The sequence below is a fragment of the Arcticibacterium sp. SM2516 genome (assembly GCF_057914865.1).
Genome location: NZ_CP195290.1, coordinates 4,411,178 through 4,428,882 on the forward strand (window position 1 = coordinate 4,411,178; position 17,705 = coordinate 4,428,882).

At 38.7% G+C, this 17,705-nt stretch carries 16 protein-coding genes; 5 read left to right on the forward strand and 11 right to left on the reverse strand.

The genetic code is table 11. From position 1 onward, the window contains the following. The first annotated feature begins 121 nt into the window (after positions 1 to 121). From ACSBFT_RS18235 to ACSBFT_RS18250, 4 genes are all read left to right on the forward strand, one after another. Positions 122 to 568, forward strand: a complete 447-nt coding sequence (locus ACSBFT_RS18235; RefSeq protein WP_463046287.1) for an NUDIX domain-containing protein — start codon at positions 122 to 124, stop codon at positions 566 to 568. After that, entirely contained in the window at positions 569 to 1,540 is a 972-nt protein-coding gene (locus ACSBFT_RS18240; protein WP_489601933.1) for a phosphotransferase, read from the forward strand. 13 nt (positions 1,541 to 1,553) lie between these two features. Continuing rightward, the gene (locus ACSBFT_RS18245; RefSeq protein ID WP_463046289.1) at positions 1,554 to 2,654 is read left to right on the forward strand and encodes an ADP-ribosylglycohydrolase family protein; all 1,101 of its coding nucleotides are present in this window, start codon (positions 1,554 to 1,556) and stop codon (positions 2,652 to 2,654) included. Between the two features lie 96 nt (positions 2,655 to 2,750). Continuing rightward, complete coding sequence (locus ACSBFT_RS18250) at positions 2,751 to 3,518, forward strand: ThuA domain-containing protein (protein WP_463046290.1); 768 nt, start codon at positions 2,751 to 2,753, stop codon at positions 3,516 to 3,518. A gap of 93 nt (positions 3,519 to 3,611) precedes the next feature. Here ACSBFT_RS18250 and ACSBFT_RS18255 read toward each other — a convergent pair whose 3' ends face one another. From ACSBFT_RS18255 to ACSBFT_RS18265, 3 genes are all read right to left on the reverse strand, one after another. Beyond that, positions 3,612 to 4,742 carry a hypothetical protein gene (locus ACSBFT_RS18255; RefSeq protein ID WP_489601934.1) on the reverse strand — a complete coding sequence of 377 codons (1,131 nt, stop codon included), beginning with the start codon at positions 4,740 to 4,742 and terminating at the stop codon, positions 3,612 to 3,614. Positions 4,743 to 5,022: 280 nt separating this feature from the next. Then, complete coding sequence (locus ACSBFT_RS18260; protein WP_489601935.1) at positions 5,023 to 5,907, reverse strand: DMT family transporter; 885 nt, start codon at positions 5,905 to 5,907, stop codon at positions 5,023 to 5,025. A gap of 171 nt (positions 5,908 to 6,078) precedes the next feature. Then, a complete protein-coding gene (locus ACSBFT_RS18265; protein ID WP_463046293.1) occupies positions 6,079 to 7,071 on the reverse strand; it encodes an aspartate-semialdehyde dehydrogenase in 993 nt (330 codons plus the stop codon). A gap of 345 nt (positions 7,072 to 7,416) precedes the next feature. Between ACSBFT_RS18265 and ACSBFT_RS18270 the strand changes: the two genes are divergently transcribed. Beyond that, positions 7,417 to 9,594 (forward strand): M12 family metallo-peptidase, encoded by a 2,178-nt coding sequence (locus ACSBFT_RS18270; RefSeq protein WP_489601937.1) that lies wholly within the window; start codon positions 7,417 to 7,419, stop codon positions 9,592 to 9,594. Between the two features lie 339 nt (positions 9,595 to 9,933). Here the strand turns inward: ACSBFT_RS18270 and ACSBFT_RS18275 are convergent, their stop codons facing one another. The 8 genes from ACSBFT_RS18275 to ACSBFT_RS18310 form a co-directional block, all read right to left on the reverse strand. Further along, the gene (locus tag ACSBFT_RS18275; protein ID WP_489601938.1) at positions 9,934 to 12,327 is read right to left on the reverse strand and encodes an RCC1 domain-containing protein; all 2,394 of its coding nucleotides are present in this window, start codon (positions 12,325 to 12,327) and stop codon (positions 9,934 to 9,936) included. 22 nt (positions 12,328 to 12,349) lie between these two features. After that, positions 12,350 to 12,931 carry a 5-formyltetrahydrofolate cyclo-ligase gene (locus tag ACSBFT_RS18280; protein WP_489601939.1) on the reverse strand — a complete coding sequence of 194 codons (582 nt, stop codon included), beginning with the start codon at positions 12,929 to 12,931 and terminating at the stop codon, positions 12,350 to 12,352. Between the two features lie 3 nt (positions 12,932 to 12,934). Then, positions 12,935 to 14,206 (reverse strand): serine--tRNA ligase, encoded by a 1,272-nt coding sequence (serS, locus tag ACSBFT_RS18285; protein WP_489601940.1) that lies wholly within the window; start codon positions 14,204 to 14,206, stop codon positions 12,935 to 12,937. 2 nt (positions 14,207 to 14,208) lie between these two features. Further along, positions 14,209 to 14,646, reverse strand: a complete 438-nt coding sequence (locus ACSBFT_RS18290; RefSeq protein ID WP_463046300.1) for a DinB family protein — start codon at positions 14,644 to 14,646, stop codon at positions 14,209 to 14,211. Then, on the reverse strand, positions 14,646 to 15,977 hold the full coding sequence (locus ACSBFT_RS18295; protein ID WP_463046301.1) for an aspartate kinase: 1,332 nt from the start codon (positions 15,975 to 15,977) through the stop codon (positions 14,646 to 14,648). Before ACSBFT_RS18295 ends, ACSBFT_RS18290 begins: the two co-directional genes overlap by 1 nt. Positions 15,978 to 16,124: 147 nt before the next feature. After that, positions 16,125 to 16,394 carry a four helix bundle protein gene (locus tag ACSBFT_RS18300; RefSeq protein WP_489601941.1) on the reverse strand — a complete coding sequence of 90 codons (270 nt, stop codon included), beginning with the start codon at positions 16,392 to 16,394 and terminating at the stop codon, positions 16,125 to 16,127. A gap of 40 nt (positions 16,395 to 16,434) precedes the next feature. After that, positions 16,435 to 16,914, reverse strand: a complete 480-nt coding sequence (gene ribH, locus ACSBFT_RS18305) for a 6,7-dimethyl-8-ribityllumazine synthase (RefSeq protein ID WP_489601942.1) — start codon at positions 16,912 to 16,914, stop codon at positions 16,435 to 16,437. 74 nt (positions 16,915 to 16,988) lie between these two features. Further along, positions 16,989 to 17,690 carry a tetratricopeptide repeat protein gene (locus ACSBFT_RS18310; protein ID WP_463046304.1) on the reverse strand — a complete coding sequence of 234 codons (702 nt, stop codon included), beginning with the start codon at positions 17,688 to 17,690 and terminating at the stop codon, positions 16,989 to 16,991. Between the last annotated feature and the right edge of the window lie 15 nt (positions 17,691 to 17,705).

Sequence of the window (17,705 nt, forward strand, 5' to 3'; positions counted from 1 at the left end):
AAGCAAATAAAGAAAAATTTTATGCAATCGGTTGAAATTTTATTAACAAAACGGGAGCGTTGGTATGTGGTCATTTATTTCTTTTAAAATTTCTATTGATTTCTTCTAAAAAGAGGCCAAATTGGCAACACTAAATGAAGGAAATTTGAAAGTAAGAGTAGCAGGAATTATAAAAGAAGGAAATAAGGTTTTAACCATGCGTTATAATTACGGAGGAGTAGACGTTTTTGCTCTTCCTGGTGGTAATCTGGAATTTGGAGAAGACATGAAAGAAGCTCTTAAAAGAGAGTTTTTTGAAGAAATACAAATTGACATTAAAGTGGGGGAAGCGTTTCTTACTGCCGAGGTGGTAAGAGAAAAGCAGCGAACACTGCATCAGATATTTGAGTGTCGTATTTCTAGTGGTCAACCCATATTAAACCCTGAGGAAACCTCAGCTTTAGAGGTATGCTGGCTAGATGTGGAGCATATTCAGAACTATAATTTATACCCAAACATCAATATTTATCTTGGAGAAGGCATTTTAGCGAACAAATACGTAGGTGTTATTGAACAAAAATGGTTTTAAATGATTTTAACGGAAAAGCTAAGTAAGGAAACGGAAGCCTATTTTAGGAGAAAGGGTTGGTTGAAAGCGGAGGACGAACTACTGGAATACACTAAAGCAGGCGAAGGAAATATGAATTTTGTGGCTCGTGTAAAAACCAAAAAATTTAGCTTTATTGTTAAACAATCTAGAGCATATGTAGAAAAATATAAGCAAGTTCCAGCTCCAATTGAACGAATAACGGTAGAGCATGCCTTTTATGAAGCGACTTCACCGTCGGAATTTATTAGTTCGTTTTCGCCAGAGATTTTGGACTTTGACGAAGAAAATCATGTCTTGGTCATGGAAGACTTGGGAGAGGGAACAGACTTTCTTGGACTTTATGCTGGAAACATTGAAATCACGAAACAGGAGATTGTTGTATTGATAAAATACATGACCACCTTACATGGTTTGAAACCCAATATTTTTCCAGACAATTCTGAAATGAAAGCTCTTAACCATGAGCATATTTTCAACTATCCTTATTTGGACGATAATGGTTTTAATCTAAATGCTGTGCAAGAGGGACTCCAAAACATGGCAAAACCATTAAAAGAAAATGAAGGATTAAAGCATGAAATTAAGCGTGTTGGAGACCGATATTTAGCTGAAGGAAAGACATTACTCCATGGAGATTTCTATCCAGGAAGTTGGCTAAAGGTCGGAGACAGTCTCAAGGTGATTGATCCTGAGTTTGCTTTTATAGGAGACCCGGAGTTTGATTTGGGCGTGATGCTGGCACATTTTAAACTTGCGGGATTGTCGGAAGACTTCATAGCATTTACCAAAAGCCAGTACGAAAAAGAAAGAAGCATCGACGAGAAATTACTGCATAAATATGTGGCTGCTGAAATTTTAAGAAGACTTATTGGTTTGGCTCAGTTACCATTAAAATTGTCTTTGGAACAGAAAAAAAGTTTGATGGACGAAGCCACCGAAATGCTATCATAAAATAATACAAGCTATGGCAAACACAAAACAAGAGCGTCTTTACAATAAAATTTTGGGAAATATTGTAGGCTCTGCCGTTGGGGATGCCATGGGTGCTCCTATCGAAATGTGGAATAGATATGAAATCAAAACCACTTATGGTTTTGTGGACAAACTCTATCCTCTAAATAGGGAGGCTTCAGCAGAAGGGCCTTGGAAACATAATCTTCCATCTGGTGGCACCACAGATGACACCAGATGGAAGGAGCTGGTATTTAAGTATCTGGCGAAACAAAAATCTACAGATTTAGACCCCAAGGATTTTGCGACTGAAATCTTAACTTTTTATGAAGATGCATCAGCAGGAAATGATAGCCCAGAAGTAAAAGTTTTAAAGACAGATTGGCTAAAGGAATGGGTGAAAGTGGCTCGTCCCTATAAAGAGAATGACTTAGTAGGTTTTGCAGATGGCTTGAGCTCTTTTTATGGTGGCGAAATGGTTTGTGCCGGTTTATTGTATGCTACGGCCATTGGTGCTTTTTTCCCAGAAGAACCGCTCAAAGCGTACAATGAAATGTACAAGTTGAGCATTTTTGATATTGGTTATGCAAGGGATTTGAGCAGTTTATCTGCCGTCATCACTGCGGCGGCCATGGCCGAAAACCCTTCAAAGGAAAGCGTTATTAATCTATTGAAAGAGATTGATCCCTATCAATATTCGGAGAGTAGACTGGTGGGTCGTACATCAATAAAAATACTGGAGAATGCTCTAGAAATAGCGGAGCAGTCTAAAGGTAAATCCTTAGAAACAGTCTTTGAATTACTGGATGCTCACCAACAAGACATGGCTTTTCATGCAGGAGAAATATATCTTCAGGTGCTGGTAGCCATGCTTTACAGTGAGTATAAGTTTGAAGAAACATTGCAGTTTTTGGTCAACTACGGTAGAGATAATGATACCACGGCGGCCTTAGCTGGTGGGATTTTAGGGACGTTTCATGGCTTTGATGCCTTGACTTCTTCTCTGACGCAAATGGTCATGAAAGTATCTAAAGAGGAACTGAATATTGATTTAGAAAAGCTAGCAAGTGGGTTGACTGAAGCGGTATTAAAAGTCAACCCAAGTATGCGTTAATGAGGGGCGGACTGGAGCTGTTTATCTACTTTGATTTGGCAATAACACTTTTATTAGAGTACTTCAAGTTTTTTAAATCATAAACCTAATTGAAGTATGAGAAATAAGATAGTAGCATTGCTGTGTTTACTTACGATAGCATTTACAGCCAATGCTCAAAACGGAGGCTTAAAAGCTCTTTTGTTTACAAAAACAGCAGGTTTTCACCATGAATCTATTCATGAGGGTGTGGCAGGTGTAAGAAGTTTGGCGGCTAGACATTCTTTTCAAGTAGATTGGCAGGAGTCTGCTAGTGTCTTTAATGACGATAACCTTAAGAAGTATGATGTGGTAATTTTTCTAAGCACCACAGGAGATATTTTAAATGCGGAGCAGCAAGCAGCTTTTGAAAAGTACATAAAAAATGGTGGAGGTTTTGTAGGGGTACATGCAGCCGCAGATACAGAGTATGACTGGGAGTGGTACACAAAAATGGTGGGTATGATGTTTAAAATTCACCCAGCTCAGCAAACGGCTTACTTGAAAGTAGAAGATAGTAATTTTCCAGGAATGGAGCGTTTTCCTAAAAAATTATTATGGACAGATGAGTGGTATGAGTACCAAAAGCCAGCTTTATCAAAAGACCTTAAGTATTTAGTTTCTGTAGACGAAAAGACTTACAAGCCTTACGCCAAATGGGGAGATAACGAAGGAAAAGGAATGGGCGACTTTCACCCAATCGCTTGGTATCATAACTATGATGGTGGAAGAGCTTTCTATACGGGCTTAGGTCATATAGGAGCCATATATTCAGATCAAACTTTCCTTGATCACCTTTATGGCGGCATTTACTGGGCAGCCACGGGTAAAGGAATTGAGAAGTAAGGTTCATCCTTATTCAAGTTTCAAGACAAAAAAGAAACCCAAATGGCATTTGCCATTTGGGTTTCTTTTTTTTCCATCCTAAAATAGTTTTTTCTAGTCTCTAGAACTTCTTGAGGATGAGCCTCTCGAAGAAGAACTTGTTCCTGAACTTCTAGATGAGGAGCTTCTGCTAGATTTTGCTGTTGAACTTGGTCTACTAGAGCTCGAAGTTCTCACAGAGCTGCTACTTCTGCTAGAGCTCGAAGGTCTCACAGAGCTATTGCTGCTACTTCTGCTAGAGCTCGAAGGTCTTACAGAACTATTGCTGCTACTTCTGCTAGAGCTCGAAGGTCTGACAGAGCTGTTGCTGCTACTTCTGCTAGAGCTCGAAGGTCTGACAGAGCTGTCGCTACTACTTCTGCTAGAGCTCGAAGGTCTTACAGAGCTGTTTCCGTTACTTCTGCTAGATGAAGAACTAGGGCTGTAAGTTCTGCCACTTGCAGAGCTGCTAGGTCTGGTGCCGCTTGAAGTTCTTCCAGCGTTTCCGTAGGTTCTTCCAGATGCAGCGTTAGAGGTTCTGCTAGAAGTACCAACTCTGTTGCTAGGACTTGTTCTATCTCTTCTAACCGCATTTGAGTTTGCTCTATTATCTATGGCAGAGTTTCTACTATTTCCTTTCGAATACACATTGTGGTTCTCGTATCTTCTACCGTTTTTGTAGATATAACGTTCGTTATTATAAACGTATACGTTAGTTCTTGGATAGTAATATCTGGGAGCATAGCCATATCTATAACTTCCCCAACCTAGGTTGTCAAATCTGTAGAAATTCCAGCCATTCCCGTAGTATCTATTATACCAGAATGGATAAGTGTTAAAACCGATATAGATTCTGTTGAAACCATAGTAGCTTCTGTCGTAGTCGTTCAATTCTAGACCTACTTTCCTGTTTAACCAAGTTACGTCTTGCCACACATCATCTTGCTCCCACTCGTCGTAGTTGCCATCTGCCATGTAGTCGTACTCTTTCTCTTCTATTTTTTCTAACTTATTATAAAGTCTTTTAGACTCCCAATTTGTTATTTGTCCGGTTTTAATACCATCTGAAATACGCACACGCACGTCCCAGTGCCAGTCAAACTCCTCGTCGTAGTAGTATCTGTCGTCGTACCTTTCATAGGTGGTCTGAGCGGCGGCGGTTAGTCCGAAAAGGCCCAGGAAAATTATTGTTATTAGCTTTTTCATTGTCTTAATATTTAGGATGTATACTTCTTAGATGCAGGAAAAAGGGTGGAGGTTGTAAATGAGTTGTTAATAAATGAAATAATTAAAGATACTTTTAGACTATTCTATTGAAGCAAATCACAACCTTCTTTAAATAAAGTGGTTACAATTTCTTAGATCCTTTCGCTTTTCTTAAAACGCAATAAAATGCATTTCGCATATATGAAACTATCTGTTTCTAATGCGAAACAGGGTTTTAAGCCTACTAAGTAAACAATAGGATTTACGGGTAAGTTTCCTTTTAGCTTTTCCCAATCATTAGCACACCCGCCAAAACCAAAGAAGAACCCATGATTTCCTGAATGCTCAAAACTTCATTTAAGAAAATATAGGCCAGTAATATGGTAGAAACAGGCCCAATGCTGGCCACAATGGATGCTTTGTTTGCTCCTAAAAGTTTTATGCCCTCCATCACTAAGAATGTTGGGATAATAGTGCTGACTATGGCCAGTAGAATACCGTAAATATGAACGCCCATTTCAATGCTCTCAAATTTAATATCGGAGAATAGATTGAAGTGTAACAAAACATATAAAGAAGAAAGTACCATAGAGATACTGTTGAAATTGATAGAGCCGTATTTGTTTATCAACTCCCCACCAAAAACCAGATATAAAGAATAAGTAATGGCACTGATTATAATAAAAGTGCCACCTTTCAAGAAGTTTTGTGATTCAAAAATGCGAGGCTCCGCCGCAATAATTAAAACACCGATATAAGTAATGATTAAAGCGATGATGGCATTTCTGCTGATACGTTTATTTAAAAATATTCGAGAGAAAAGAACCACCAGCGTAGGGTATATAAAAAGGATAATTCTTTCTAAACCAGCGGAAATGTAAACCAGACCTTTAAAATCAAACCAGCTGGCCCAATAATAGCCGAGCATGGCCAGAATCGCTATAAAGCCCCAATCTCTTTTACTTACGCTTTGTAATTGTCCTTGTTTAAATCGCCATAAAGCAATGATTAGGAACACAGGCAAGGCATAACCAAAACGGAGTGTAAGAAGGGTGATATCGTCAACATCGTAGGTTTGATAAGCCAGTTTAATAAAAATGGCCTTAGCCGAAAAGCAGATGGCTCCTAGAGCTACGAACAAAATTCCTTTTTGAGTTTGCGTCATGTTTTACTGGAATATCAATCAAAAGTGCATGCTTTTTCTGGTTCTATGGCCTCTTTGAACGAATATGGATGTTTATAGGACTTTAATCGGCAAAATAGATAAGCATTTGAGATAGGTTTTAACCAAAAAATCCCGCCCGAGGGCAGGATTTTAATTCATTTAATTAAGGAATTAAATCATTCCCTTTCCATTCAAATATTCCGCAATTTGAACTGCATTGGTAGCAGCTCCCTTACGAAGATTATCCGCAACACACCATAGGTTTAGTGTATTTGCTTGAGACTCGTCTCTTCTAATTCTTCCAACAAAAGTCTCGTTTTTTCCGTGAGCATTAAGCGGCATAGGATAAACATTATTGGCAGGGTCATCTTGAACAACCACGCCTTCCATGTTTGCCAAAAGTGATTTCACTTCGTCTAAGTCGAAATCATTCTCAAACTCAATGTTAAGAGATTCAGAGTGCCCACCAACCGTAGGAATACGAACCGTAGTAGCCGTAACGCGGATACTATCGTCTTCCATGATTTTGTTGGTCTCTTTTATCATTTTCATTTCCTCTTTGGTATATCCGTTTTCTTGGAATACATCAATATGAGGAATGACGTTTAAATCTATTTTATGAGGGTAAGCAGGATTGGTTACCGCCTTTCCTGCACGTTCGTCAAATAACTGATCTACGGCTTTTTTACCAGAACCCGTCACAGATTGGTAGGTGCTAACCACCACCCTCTTAACTTTATACTTATCATGAAGCGGCTTCAAAACTACGACCATTTGAATGGTAGAGCAGTTTGGATTGGCAATGATTTTGTCTTCTGCGGTTAAAGAACTAGCGTTAACCTCAGGTACAACCAATTTCTTTGTTGGATCCATTCTCCAAGCAGACGAGTTGTCAATCACCGTAATGCCTGCTTCTGCAAACTTGGGAGCTACATTTAAAGAGGTGTCGCCACCTGCAGAAAAAATGGCAACGTTTGGTTTCATCTTTATGGCGTCTTCAAAACCCACGACCGTGTATTCTGTACCCTTATAAGAAACCTTGTTTCCGATAGACCTCTCAGAGGCTACAGGGATGATTTCTGTTACCGGAAAGTTTCTCTCCGCTAATACTTTTAAGATTTCGCCACCTACAAGACCAGTGGCACCTACTACTGCTACTTTCATGTTAATTATCATGCCCCCCGACCCATGGCAGAGCATTTTGTTTTTAATAAAGAGATAGGTCTGTTCTCTTTGTTAATTTTAAGTGAACCTTAAAAAGGTCATTTTAAACTGTTATGGGGTGCAAAAGTAGTGCTAAAAGTGAAATATCTAACAAATATCAATCATGAACTTCTAACAAGAGAATTCATTTGTTTATACAAAATAAGAACAATTAATCACCTTGAATTTTTATAAAGACTGATTTTATAAACCTTACCGTTTAAGAGAAAAGGGCATAAAGATGTTACAAATGCTTATTCCGTTTGAATTAACAGAGTAAATACATTAATAATTAAACATCGTAACATGAAAAGCTATTTGAATTTTACCGCAGCTATTTTATCCTTTCTTATCATTGTTTTCTCTTGCGAACCACAAGAGGTTGGGGTGGTCAAATATATATTTATTGGCGAAAGCACTCAAAAAGGAGAGATCGTTAATCAGCATGGGAAGGAAGTTGAGAGAAAAGAGACGGTATTTCTAAAGTCGGAAATGTTGCTGGCTGGCGTGAAGTTAGAAGCGAAGATTTTTGACCATCAGGCCACTTTTGAAGTAATAGAGCAAAAGGAAGAAAACAATGGGATGGTCTGGACAGGTAAAATAGATGGTGAAGGGGAAAGCTATTTTATTTTAACTAAATACAACGGAAAAGTCAATGTGGATTTTGCCTATTCGAAAGGTAGGTTTCAGATTAAGGACTTGGGGAATGAAGCTTTTGAACTTAGAAAACTGGATGAAATTTTTCTAGCGACGCTAAAAGAAGACGGGAATGCTGTTGTGAAAGAAATGAAAGGAGGTAGTGCGAAGAGTAGTTGCGACAAAAGCGATAATGACATTGACATTGCGGTTTACTACACCAACGAAGCCAAAATAGCAGCGGGGGGTACGCCTTATATTGAAGCGGAAGCTTACCATGCCGTTTCTACCACTAATGTCGTGTTTGTTAACTCCAGTATTAATGCTTTTCTGAATCTCGTATTGATAAAAGAACTAGGAGTGATAGACACTGCTGCCGATATGCTCTCTGTTTTAGAAGCTACTAATAAGCCCAATACGCTCAGTTCATCAGAATCTGTAAATTCGGTAGTTGCAGCTGATAAATTAACGTACCACTTTGATGTTGGAATGCTTTTGATAAGTAGAGAAATTGGTGACGTAGTGGGAATGGCATGGGGCCGGAGTGCTGAAAGCAGTGCAGCTAATTTAGATTCATATTTTAATTCATACGCATCAGTGGGAGTGTCTAGTAGAATTCATGCAACCGCCAATTTTACGTTTCAACATGAATTAGGTCATATTTTCTCTTTAGACCATGATTGCGGAAACACAAGCATGAATACCATCCAAAACTATTCTCATGGGTACTGCTCTTCTAGTTTTAGAACAGTTATGGGAAGTTCAAACTGTGCAACAACAAGGATTCCATATTTTTCTAACCCTCAAATTTCTTATGGAGGGACGGCGGTTGGAACCAGCGGTGGAACATTGTGTGAAGCAGATGCAGCACAAGCTCTGAATGGTTTTTTAAATAGAATAGCTAATTATGCCTGCGAAAATAATAGCTTCCCAGATGCCATAATTAAGGACTCTTGGCTAGATGATGGCTCCACTCCAACTCTTTTGGCTCCCTCAGATGTGATATATAATTCTGTGGACGTATGGATAAGAAATAGTCAAGATGGAAGTGCAAACGAGCACATACATCAAGACCCAGAATACGGTCAGGATAATTATATATATGTGAAGGTAAGAAATGGTAATGTGCCTATAACAGGTACTGTGGAGGTATATGTTGCAGATGCCAATACAAATTTATCATGGTATCCTGGAGGCGGGCCGTTTTTTTCTTTGATAGGGACATCCACTATAAGTATACCAGCCCATGATACAGAAGTAGCTGAAATTGTTTGGCCACAAAACCTCATCCCAAATTCTAATATTCCGGGAGTTTCACCGCATCAATGTTTATATGTTAGGTGGGTAAGTGCTGCCGACCCAATGCAATCAGGAGAAGGATTTAATATTCATTTAAATACAATTTATAATAACAATATTACTTGGAAGAATTTGACGATTGTCAATCTTGTTCAGCTTCCGCCTCATGACCCTACTTTGGGCTGGATATTGGGTGAAGTGAAGTTTTTAAACACAAAAGCTACTTCTGTGTTGTCTTTTTCTTCAACAAATCGTGGAAGAACTGAGGCATACGACTTTTTTAAGAAAAACCTGCTTTACGTTGAATTTGATAAAGCTTCAGCAAAGCTTGTTCAAGAAAAGGATGGTATTAAGAAAGTAAATGAGACAACCTTTGCGGTAAGCTCCATTGAGGCAGGTTTGACGTTAAGTCCAACAGAAAAGGAGGTGTTAGGAAGCATGAGATTATACATTAAAAACTTGCGTGAAACAGATGAATGCATTCTTAATATAACACACTCAGAAGGGAAAGAAAAAACAGGAGGGTATTCGTTCGAATTTGTGAAGTAAATAGGTTGAAGTGTGAGTCAAAAGGGGGCTGTATCAAATCATTTGAGGCGGCTTCTTTTTTTAGTATAAACTTGACTTTAGGTGTCTGGGTAAAAGGGGTTTACTTATAAGGCTCATTTTGATATTAGAAGTAATGAGCATTTTATATGTAATAAAGGGATAGGTCTGTTTTCTTTGTTTCCTTTTATAATGACCAACAATTAAGCTGGTTAAACTGTTTGGGCTGCAAAAGTAAGTAAAAGAGACAATTAATTATAAACATTGCTTTTTCTAAATTACTTGAACCAAGTTCTACTCTTCAAACTGTATCCTATGAGTAAATAGGGCACATGGTTTAACTCAATCACATCCTCCCGTCTCTGCTTTAAAATATGCCCCTGAGCTTACACTAAAACCAGGGTTTAAGACAATGTTTCCGGCTTTGTAGTCAACTCTGGCACTGTTACCAATTAAGTTGTCAGCTTTTATTTCACCATGATTTCTCTTTGCCAGTTTTTGGTATGTTCCTTCTAACATATTTTGATTGGGGTTAAATATTGAGAGATAATTGGGACAATCAGGTTCGATCCAGAAGTCGCAGTTTATTGGGATTGGAGTATTCAAAGAAGTCTTATAGCCTAATTGCAGAAAAGAGTTCGCTCCCCAAGCCCAAAGGCTACCATCTTTATTTAATAATAATGTGAATTGGCCTCCACCACTAATGGACTCCCAGTCATAATTGGTTCCTATTCTCGTTGGTTCTCTAATATAACTGGATCTTGTCCGAGTATCCAATAAATGATCGTAATTGTCTCCCCAAACCCATAGGCTCCCATCAGATTTAAGGGCTATCGAATGGGATTGCCCAGCACTTATTTTTAACCAGTCAGACTCTAGACCTATCTGCGTAGGTACATTTTTTTTGTAAGAGGAGCCGTCACCCAATTGCCCATAACCATTATAACCCCATGCCCAAATAGTTCCATTCTTTTTCTTGGCGATATTAAAATAATCTCCAGAAACAGCGTAGTCCCAATCAGAACCTGTTCCGATTTGAATAGGGGCGGTTTTATTAACATAAGTGCCATCTCCAAGTTGCCCATAAGAATTATCACCCCATGCCCATAATGTTCCATCGGTTTTGATACTTACATTATGCTTGTACCCGACTCCAATTGACTTCCAATTTGCATCAGTTCCAATTTGTTTTGGCACATTTGATTGAATATTATTACCATGGCCTAATTGACCATCGTAGTTTGCACCCCAAGACCAGATAGTTTTATTTGTCTTAATCGCAACATTATGTATTTTACCCACAGAGACGGCATCCCAATCTAGGTCAGCCCCAACCTGGCTAATGATTTTATTATTTGATTGTGAATTTGTGCCTAATATACTTTGGCTAGCATTACCCCAAGCCCACATAGAGCCGTCGTTTTTTATTGCCACGGAATACAGGTGGGCGGCAGAGACTGTTTTCCAGTCATTGTCGGTGCCTGATTGTACAATTGTACTAATTTCAACTCCTGAACCGTCACCAATTAGTCCTGTTCCTTTACCCCAGACATGTAAAGTCCCGTCACTTTTTATAGCAAGTCCATGAATGCTTCCACCGCTTATATCTTTCCAAAAACCATTTTCTACAATTTTAGTTGGGTATAGGGGACTTCGTTTATTTCCCAATTCTCCGTAGTAATTGTTTCCTGAGCTCCAAGCTTCATTCATCCTATCAATAACGACACTGTGGTAATATCCTGTAATTGGAATAGCCCAATTATTATCATTGCCAATTTGGATAGGGATATTGCTGCTATTGTTGTTAGAGCTTCCCTGTTGTCCAAAACTATTACTTCCCCAACCCCACAATGTGCGATCTTTTTTGATAGCTAATGAATAGTCTGCTTCGGCTGAAATGTGCCACCAATTCTGTTCTACGCCAATTTGTTTTGGAAAGTTTGAGGAATTTATAGAGCCATCTCCTAACTGACCTTTTCTATTATCCCCCCACGACCACAATGAGCCATCCTTTTTTATCGCTAAATTTAAGCTTCCTTTAGTACTAATCTTAGACCAGTTGTTATCTTCGCTTATTAATTGAGGAGTGTTTTTATGCACATTTGTTCCATCTCCAAGCTGACCAAGTTGGTTATTACCCCACGCCCATAATGACCCATCTTCTTTTATGGCGATGGTATGAAGAGCACCAGCTATTGCCTTTACCCATCTGCTTTCGGAAGCTACTTGAACAGGGTATTTAATGTATTTATCACCACTTTCGATATTTCCAATCCCAAGTTGCCCATATGAGTGCCCTCCCCATGCCCATAATGTACCATCGTTTTTTATTCCAACAGAATGATCATAACCGGCACTTATTGAAATCCAATTATTATCTACACCGATTTTTTTTGGTGTTAAATGTTCAATAAAAGTGCTATCACCTAATTTTCCAGGATAGTTATATCCCCATGCCCATAATGTACCATCATTTTTTATGGCGAAAGCATTATTTATCCCAACTGAAACTATTTCCCAATCAGAATCAGTCCCAATTTGAGTTTGGTCTATTCTATTTATCTTAGTGCCATCACCCAACTGACCATAATTGTTTTTACCCCAAGCCCATAATGTACCATCGGTTCTTATGGAAATGTTATAATTTGGCCCCAAAGATATTTTATGGAGACATTGAGCTCTTACGTTTAACACTGAAAGAATACTTAAAAACAATACTATACTTACTTGTTTCATTTCAATTATTTATGAAATTTCCCTAAAAACTATAAACTCTTACCCCAGTAATCACATGGTGCAGCGGCACATCCGTCTCCTCCACATCTTCTATTTCGTCTTCGGCTTCAAAAAACGATAAGCCTACTATGGTTGTGTTTTCGGTGGCTAGTTCTAGAAAACGGTCGTAAAAACCTTTTCCGTAGCCTACCCGTTGGCCTTTTTTGTCGAAGGCTAGTAGCGGAACTAGAATCAGTATGTCGTCATCGGTATCAAAAAACTCCTCAGAAGATATTCCTTCTGTAGTGGGTTCAGGTACGCCCCATTTGTTTTCGGCGGTCTCTGTGCTAGATTCAAAGAGATGGTGCGTTAGCACACCGTTTTCTCTTATTTTAGGCACATATACACTTGTGGGGAAGTCTTTGTGAAGTGTATTGATGATAATGGTGGTATCTACCTCGTTTCGGTCTTTTACAGGCAAAAAACAATGCACCTTGTCGTAGCGGTGCATCATAAGTCTGCTGAAAAGCAATTCCTTTATGGCTAAGCTCTTTTTAGAAACATCTACAGGGCTTAGCTGGAATCGCTTTTCAAGGTATGCTTTACGCAAGACCGACTTTTTCATGACCTAATTTATTTTATCAAAACCACAAAGCGGCTGTAAAAACTTAGGGATAATAATACCATCTGGAGTTTGATTGTTTTCCAGAATAGAAGCCAAAATTCGAGGCAAAGCCAGTGCAGAACCATTTAAGGTATGCAGCAGCTGCGTTTTGCCGTCTACTTTATAGCGTAATTTGAGTCTGTTAGACTGATAGTTTTCAAAGTTTGACACCGAGCTCACTTCCAACCACCTCTCTTGTGCTGCAGAATACACCTCAAAATCGTAGGTAAGGGCAGATGTAAAACCCATATCTCCGCCGCATAGCCTTAGAATTCTGTAAGGCAGTTCTAGTTTTTCTAGTAAGCCTTTTATGTGCTCCACCATTTCTTCTAATGCAGCATAAGACTCTTCAGGCTTTCTTATTTGAATGATTTCAATTTTATCAAACTGGTGTAACCTATTCAATCCTCTTACGTGAGCACCCCAGCTTCCGGCTTCTCTTCTAAAACACGGGGTGTAACCAGCATGTTTTATAGGAAGAGCTTCTTCTTTGATAATCTCGTCTCTGTACATATTAGTTAGAGGTACTTCTGCCGTAGGTATCAAAAACAGTTTGTCTGCTGTGGCTTCGTACATTTGGCCTTCTTTGTCTGGCAGCTGTCCTGTTCCGTAGCCAGAGGCTTCGTTAATCATGATAGGCGGCTGAATTTCCTCATAACCCGCTGCTTCCGCTTCATTTAAGAAGAAATTGATAAGTGCACGCTGAATTTTGGCCCCTTTGCCTTTGTAAAAAGGAAAACCCGCACCAGTTACTTTATTTCCTAATTCGAAGTCTATGATATCATAATCCGAAATTAGCTCCCAGTGAGGCTTGGCTCCCTCATGCAAAACAGGAACACCACCGTGCTTGTAAATTTCTTCGTTATCTTCTGGAGTTCTTCCAGCAGGAACAGACGCATGCGGAAGATTGGGAATGGTGTACATGAGATCTTGCAGCTCGGCAGCAAGTTCTTTTAATTGTTCATCCAGTTCCTTTGATTTCGCTTTTAAATCACCAGTTTCTGCTTTGGCAGCTTCCGCTTCTTCTTTTTTACCAGACTTCATCAGCATACCAATCTCTTTGGCAATGCTATTTGACTTTGATAAAACTTCGTCCAGTTCTTGCTGCGTGTTTCTTCTTTTTAGATCCAGCTCCAAAGCATTGTCAATAATGCTTTCGGCATCTTTAAAATTTCTCTTTTGCAGTCCAGCTAAAACCGTCTCTTTATTATCTTTAATATAGGCTATTTGAAGCATAATTACTTATTTATTAGTCGTCTATGGTAGTTTATTTGGCCTAAGTGATAATTCAAATGACCTAAAAGGTGGTAAAGGAAAAAGTCTGTTTTCATTTCGCCACCAAATATGTTTTCAGGGTAAGGCCGTGATAAGTCCGAAGCACTCAAAGCACCGATGGTTTCAGACACCACGGTGATAGTCTCTTCTATATCTGCCACAATTTTCTCAATAGAAAACCTTCCTGAAAATTCCTCGTCTCTGTTTCTGACATAACCAGATTTGCCCAAGATGTCACCAATGAAATGTTTCAAATTCCCATTTAAATGCATGGCTAAATTTCCACCAGAATTAGTGATTCCTGGAGCAACAGAAAACAAATCGTCTTCTGAGTCATAGCTCAAAACTTCTTCTTTGAGCTTTTTAAGATCTTTGGTAAAAACAGAGATTAAGGCTTCCATTAGTTTTCAAATTTAAAGAGACCCTCGTTTAAAGCCTCCAATGCGTCATTTTTGTGAACAGAATCTACTAAAAGAGAGATGTTATGTTCAGAAGCACCGTAAGAAATCATTCTGATTGGAATGTGTTTCACGGCTTCCAAAATTTTGATGGCAATACCAGATTTGTCGGCCAAGAAATTTCCAACAACACAGATAATACTCTGATTTCTGTCGTTTTCTTCTAGGTCGGCAAAGAGTCTTAGTTCGGCACTAATTTCCTCCAATCTTTCAGAGTTGTCAATGGTCACTGCCACAGAAACTTCTGAGGTGGTAATCATGTCTACAGGTGTTTTGTATTTTTCAAAAACATCAAAAACCTTTCTCAAGAAACCATAGGCATTCAGCATTCTGGTAGAGTGCACATAAATGGCCGTGATATTGTCTTTTGCGGCAATGGCCTTTATTTCTGCTCCATCACTAATCTTAGAAGTAATCAAAGTGCCGGCTGCTTCTGGAGCCATGGTGTTTTTTAACCTTACCGGTACGCCTCCCATTTTTGCAGGCGTAATGGTGCTTGGATGCAATATTTTAGCTCCAAAGTAGGCTAATTCGGCCGCTTCTTCAAAAAGCAATTCACGCACAGGGAAAGTTCTTTTAACTATCCTCGGGTCGTTATTATGCATGCCGTCAATATCGGTCCAGATTTGAATTTCTTCTGCTTTTATGGCTCCACCAATAAGAGAAGCCGTATAGTCAGAACCCCCTCTTTTAAGGTTATCAACTTCGCCTCTTGGGTTTCTACAGATAAATCCTTGCGTTACCAATATTTGTTCGGCTTGGTTTTGAAGTATGACTCCTAGCTTTTCTCCTATTTTCTTGAACTCAGGTTCGCCATCCGTATCAATACTCATAAATTCTAGGGCAGGAAGTAGCACCACAGATTCTCCTTGCTCCTTCATATATGCCGCAAATAGCTGTGTGCTCAAAATTTCACCTTCGGCCACCATCTTTTTGTCTTGCTTTGGGGTGTATATGTTGACATTGGCCAGAGAGCTGATAAAGCTAAACTCTTTTTCAATAATTTTTTTCCCTTCTACAAGGCCTTCTTCGGTAACAAATAGCTCCTCTATAAATGTTTCATAGTGAGCAAATAGCTCATCAATTTTACTAAAAGCAGATTTTCTATCACCTCCAGATAAAGCTTCTCCAATGCTCAAAAGGGCATTTGTAGAGCCAGATAAGGCAGATAAAACCACAATTTTTCGGGTATCGTTAGCCGTAACTAAGTCCCTAATTGATTTCATACGTTCTGGCTTTCCAACGGAAGTGCCTCCAAATTTCCAAACTTGCATTTTATAATAATTTTCCTTTTATGATAACTGTATTGAATAATTTCTGATTTGGGATTTAAGATTTCTGATTTTTTGAATTGATAGTTTTTATTGAAGCCACAATTATAGAAAGAAGCTCATCACCTTCTTTATACAGTGGCTGAATTTCTAAATTAAATCATTAGAAATACCTTCAATAAATTCAAACCAAAATAAACTTTCATCTAACTCCTCTTCAACGATCTTTAATTTGTTGAAAAAATCAGCCGTTGATTTTCCTCTACAAGCTGCTCGATAATTAGCCGCAGAAGAACTAGAACTTTTTATTAATTGATATCGTACCACTTTGAATTCAGGATTACTTGGTAGTTTTCTAAGAAAATGAATCGTGCTAATAGCCCATTTTTTAAACCGGTCTTTTAGAACATTTTGATTCATAAATAATTATTTAAATCCGCAATCCAAAATCACTTTTATCTCATTTCAAACTCAACATCTTCACTGCCGTAATCGCGGCTTCGTCTCCTTTGTTGCCATGAATTCCTCCTGCCCTATCTACCGCTTGCTGATGCGTGTTTGGTGTTAAAACCCCAAAAATCACAGGCTTGTTATATTTCAAACTAACGGTGGTAAGCCCTTGAGCTACGGCGTTATTGATATAATCGTTATGTTTTGTTTCTCCCTGAATAACACATCCTATGGCTATTACGGCGTCAATGTTTTCTTTCGCGGCAAAAACCTGAGCACCATAGCTTAGTTCATAACTACCAGGAACATCCACTTTAATGATATTCTTCTTCTGGGCACCATGTTTAAGTAGGGTGTCAAAAACGCCTTGGTATAAAGCACCAGTAATTTCTTCATTCCATTCTGCCACGACTACCGCAAACTTCTTATTAGAAATATCTATAATACCATCGGTGTTATAAACAGAAAGGTTTTTATGTGCTGAGCTCATTTTTCTAAAAATTGATTTATAAAAAAAGGGATAAACCTGCTGGCTTACCCCTTATAAATATTATTATGCTTGGGTTAGTTACCAGCCTCAGTTTCTAATTTCGTCTTATACTTGGTAGCAGCTAAAACGTTAGTAGACATTGGATATTTTTCCATAATCTCCGAGTAAGCCTTCATTGCACCCTTTTTATCACCAGCCACCTCGTAGGCTGTAGCCAACTTCATAAGGTATCCTGGGGTAATCTCTTTATTAACTTTATAGTCAGCCGCTTTTTGATAGTAAGAAATGGCTTCATCAGTATCTCCTTTTTCAAGGTATGCATCACCAATCAAGGCGTATGTTTTTCCTTGAATCACTAAATCACTAGCACTAAAATCTTTTAGATAAGATATAGCATCATCAAATTTACCTTGTTTCATGTAAGTCACGCCTACATAATATTTAGCCAAGTTGCCTGCTGGAGTAGAGCCATACTTTTCTGTTATTTCTAAAAGACCCGCGTTACCTCCTGTTCCTTGAAGAGCAAGATCTAAAGAATCTGCTTCAAAATAATAAACAGAATCAAACATAGCAGTCTGTGTTTCCGCAGTCTGTTGTTTCATCCAATAGTTATAGCCAACTATCGCTAGAGCAATAACTATCACTACTCCACCAATAATTCCGAACAGGTTCTTATTTTTTTCAAAGAAGCTTTCAGCTTTGCTAAATTCTTTCTGAAGGGCCTCTGCACTTTCTAGAATCTCAATACCTGACTTGTCGTCTTTCTTTTTTGCCATCTGATGCTTTCGCTT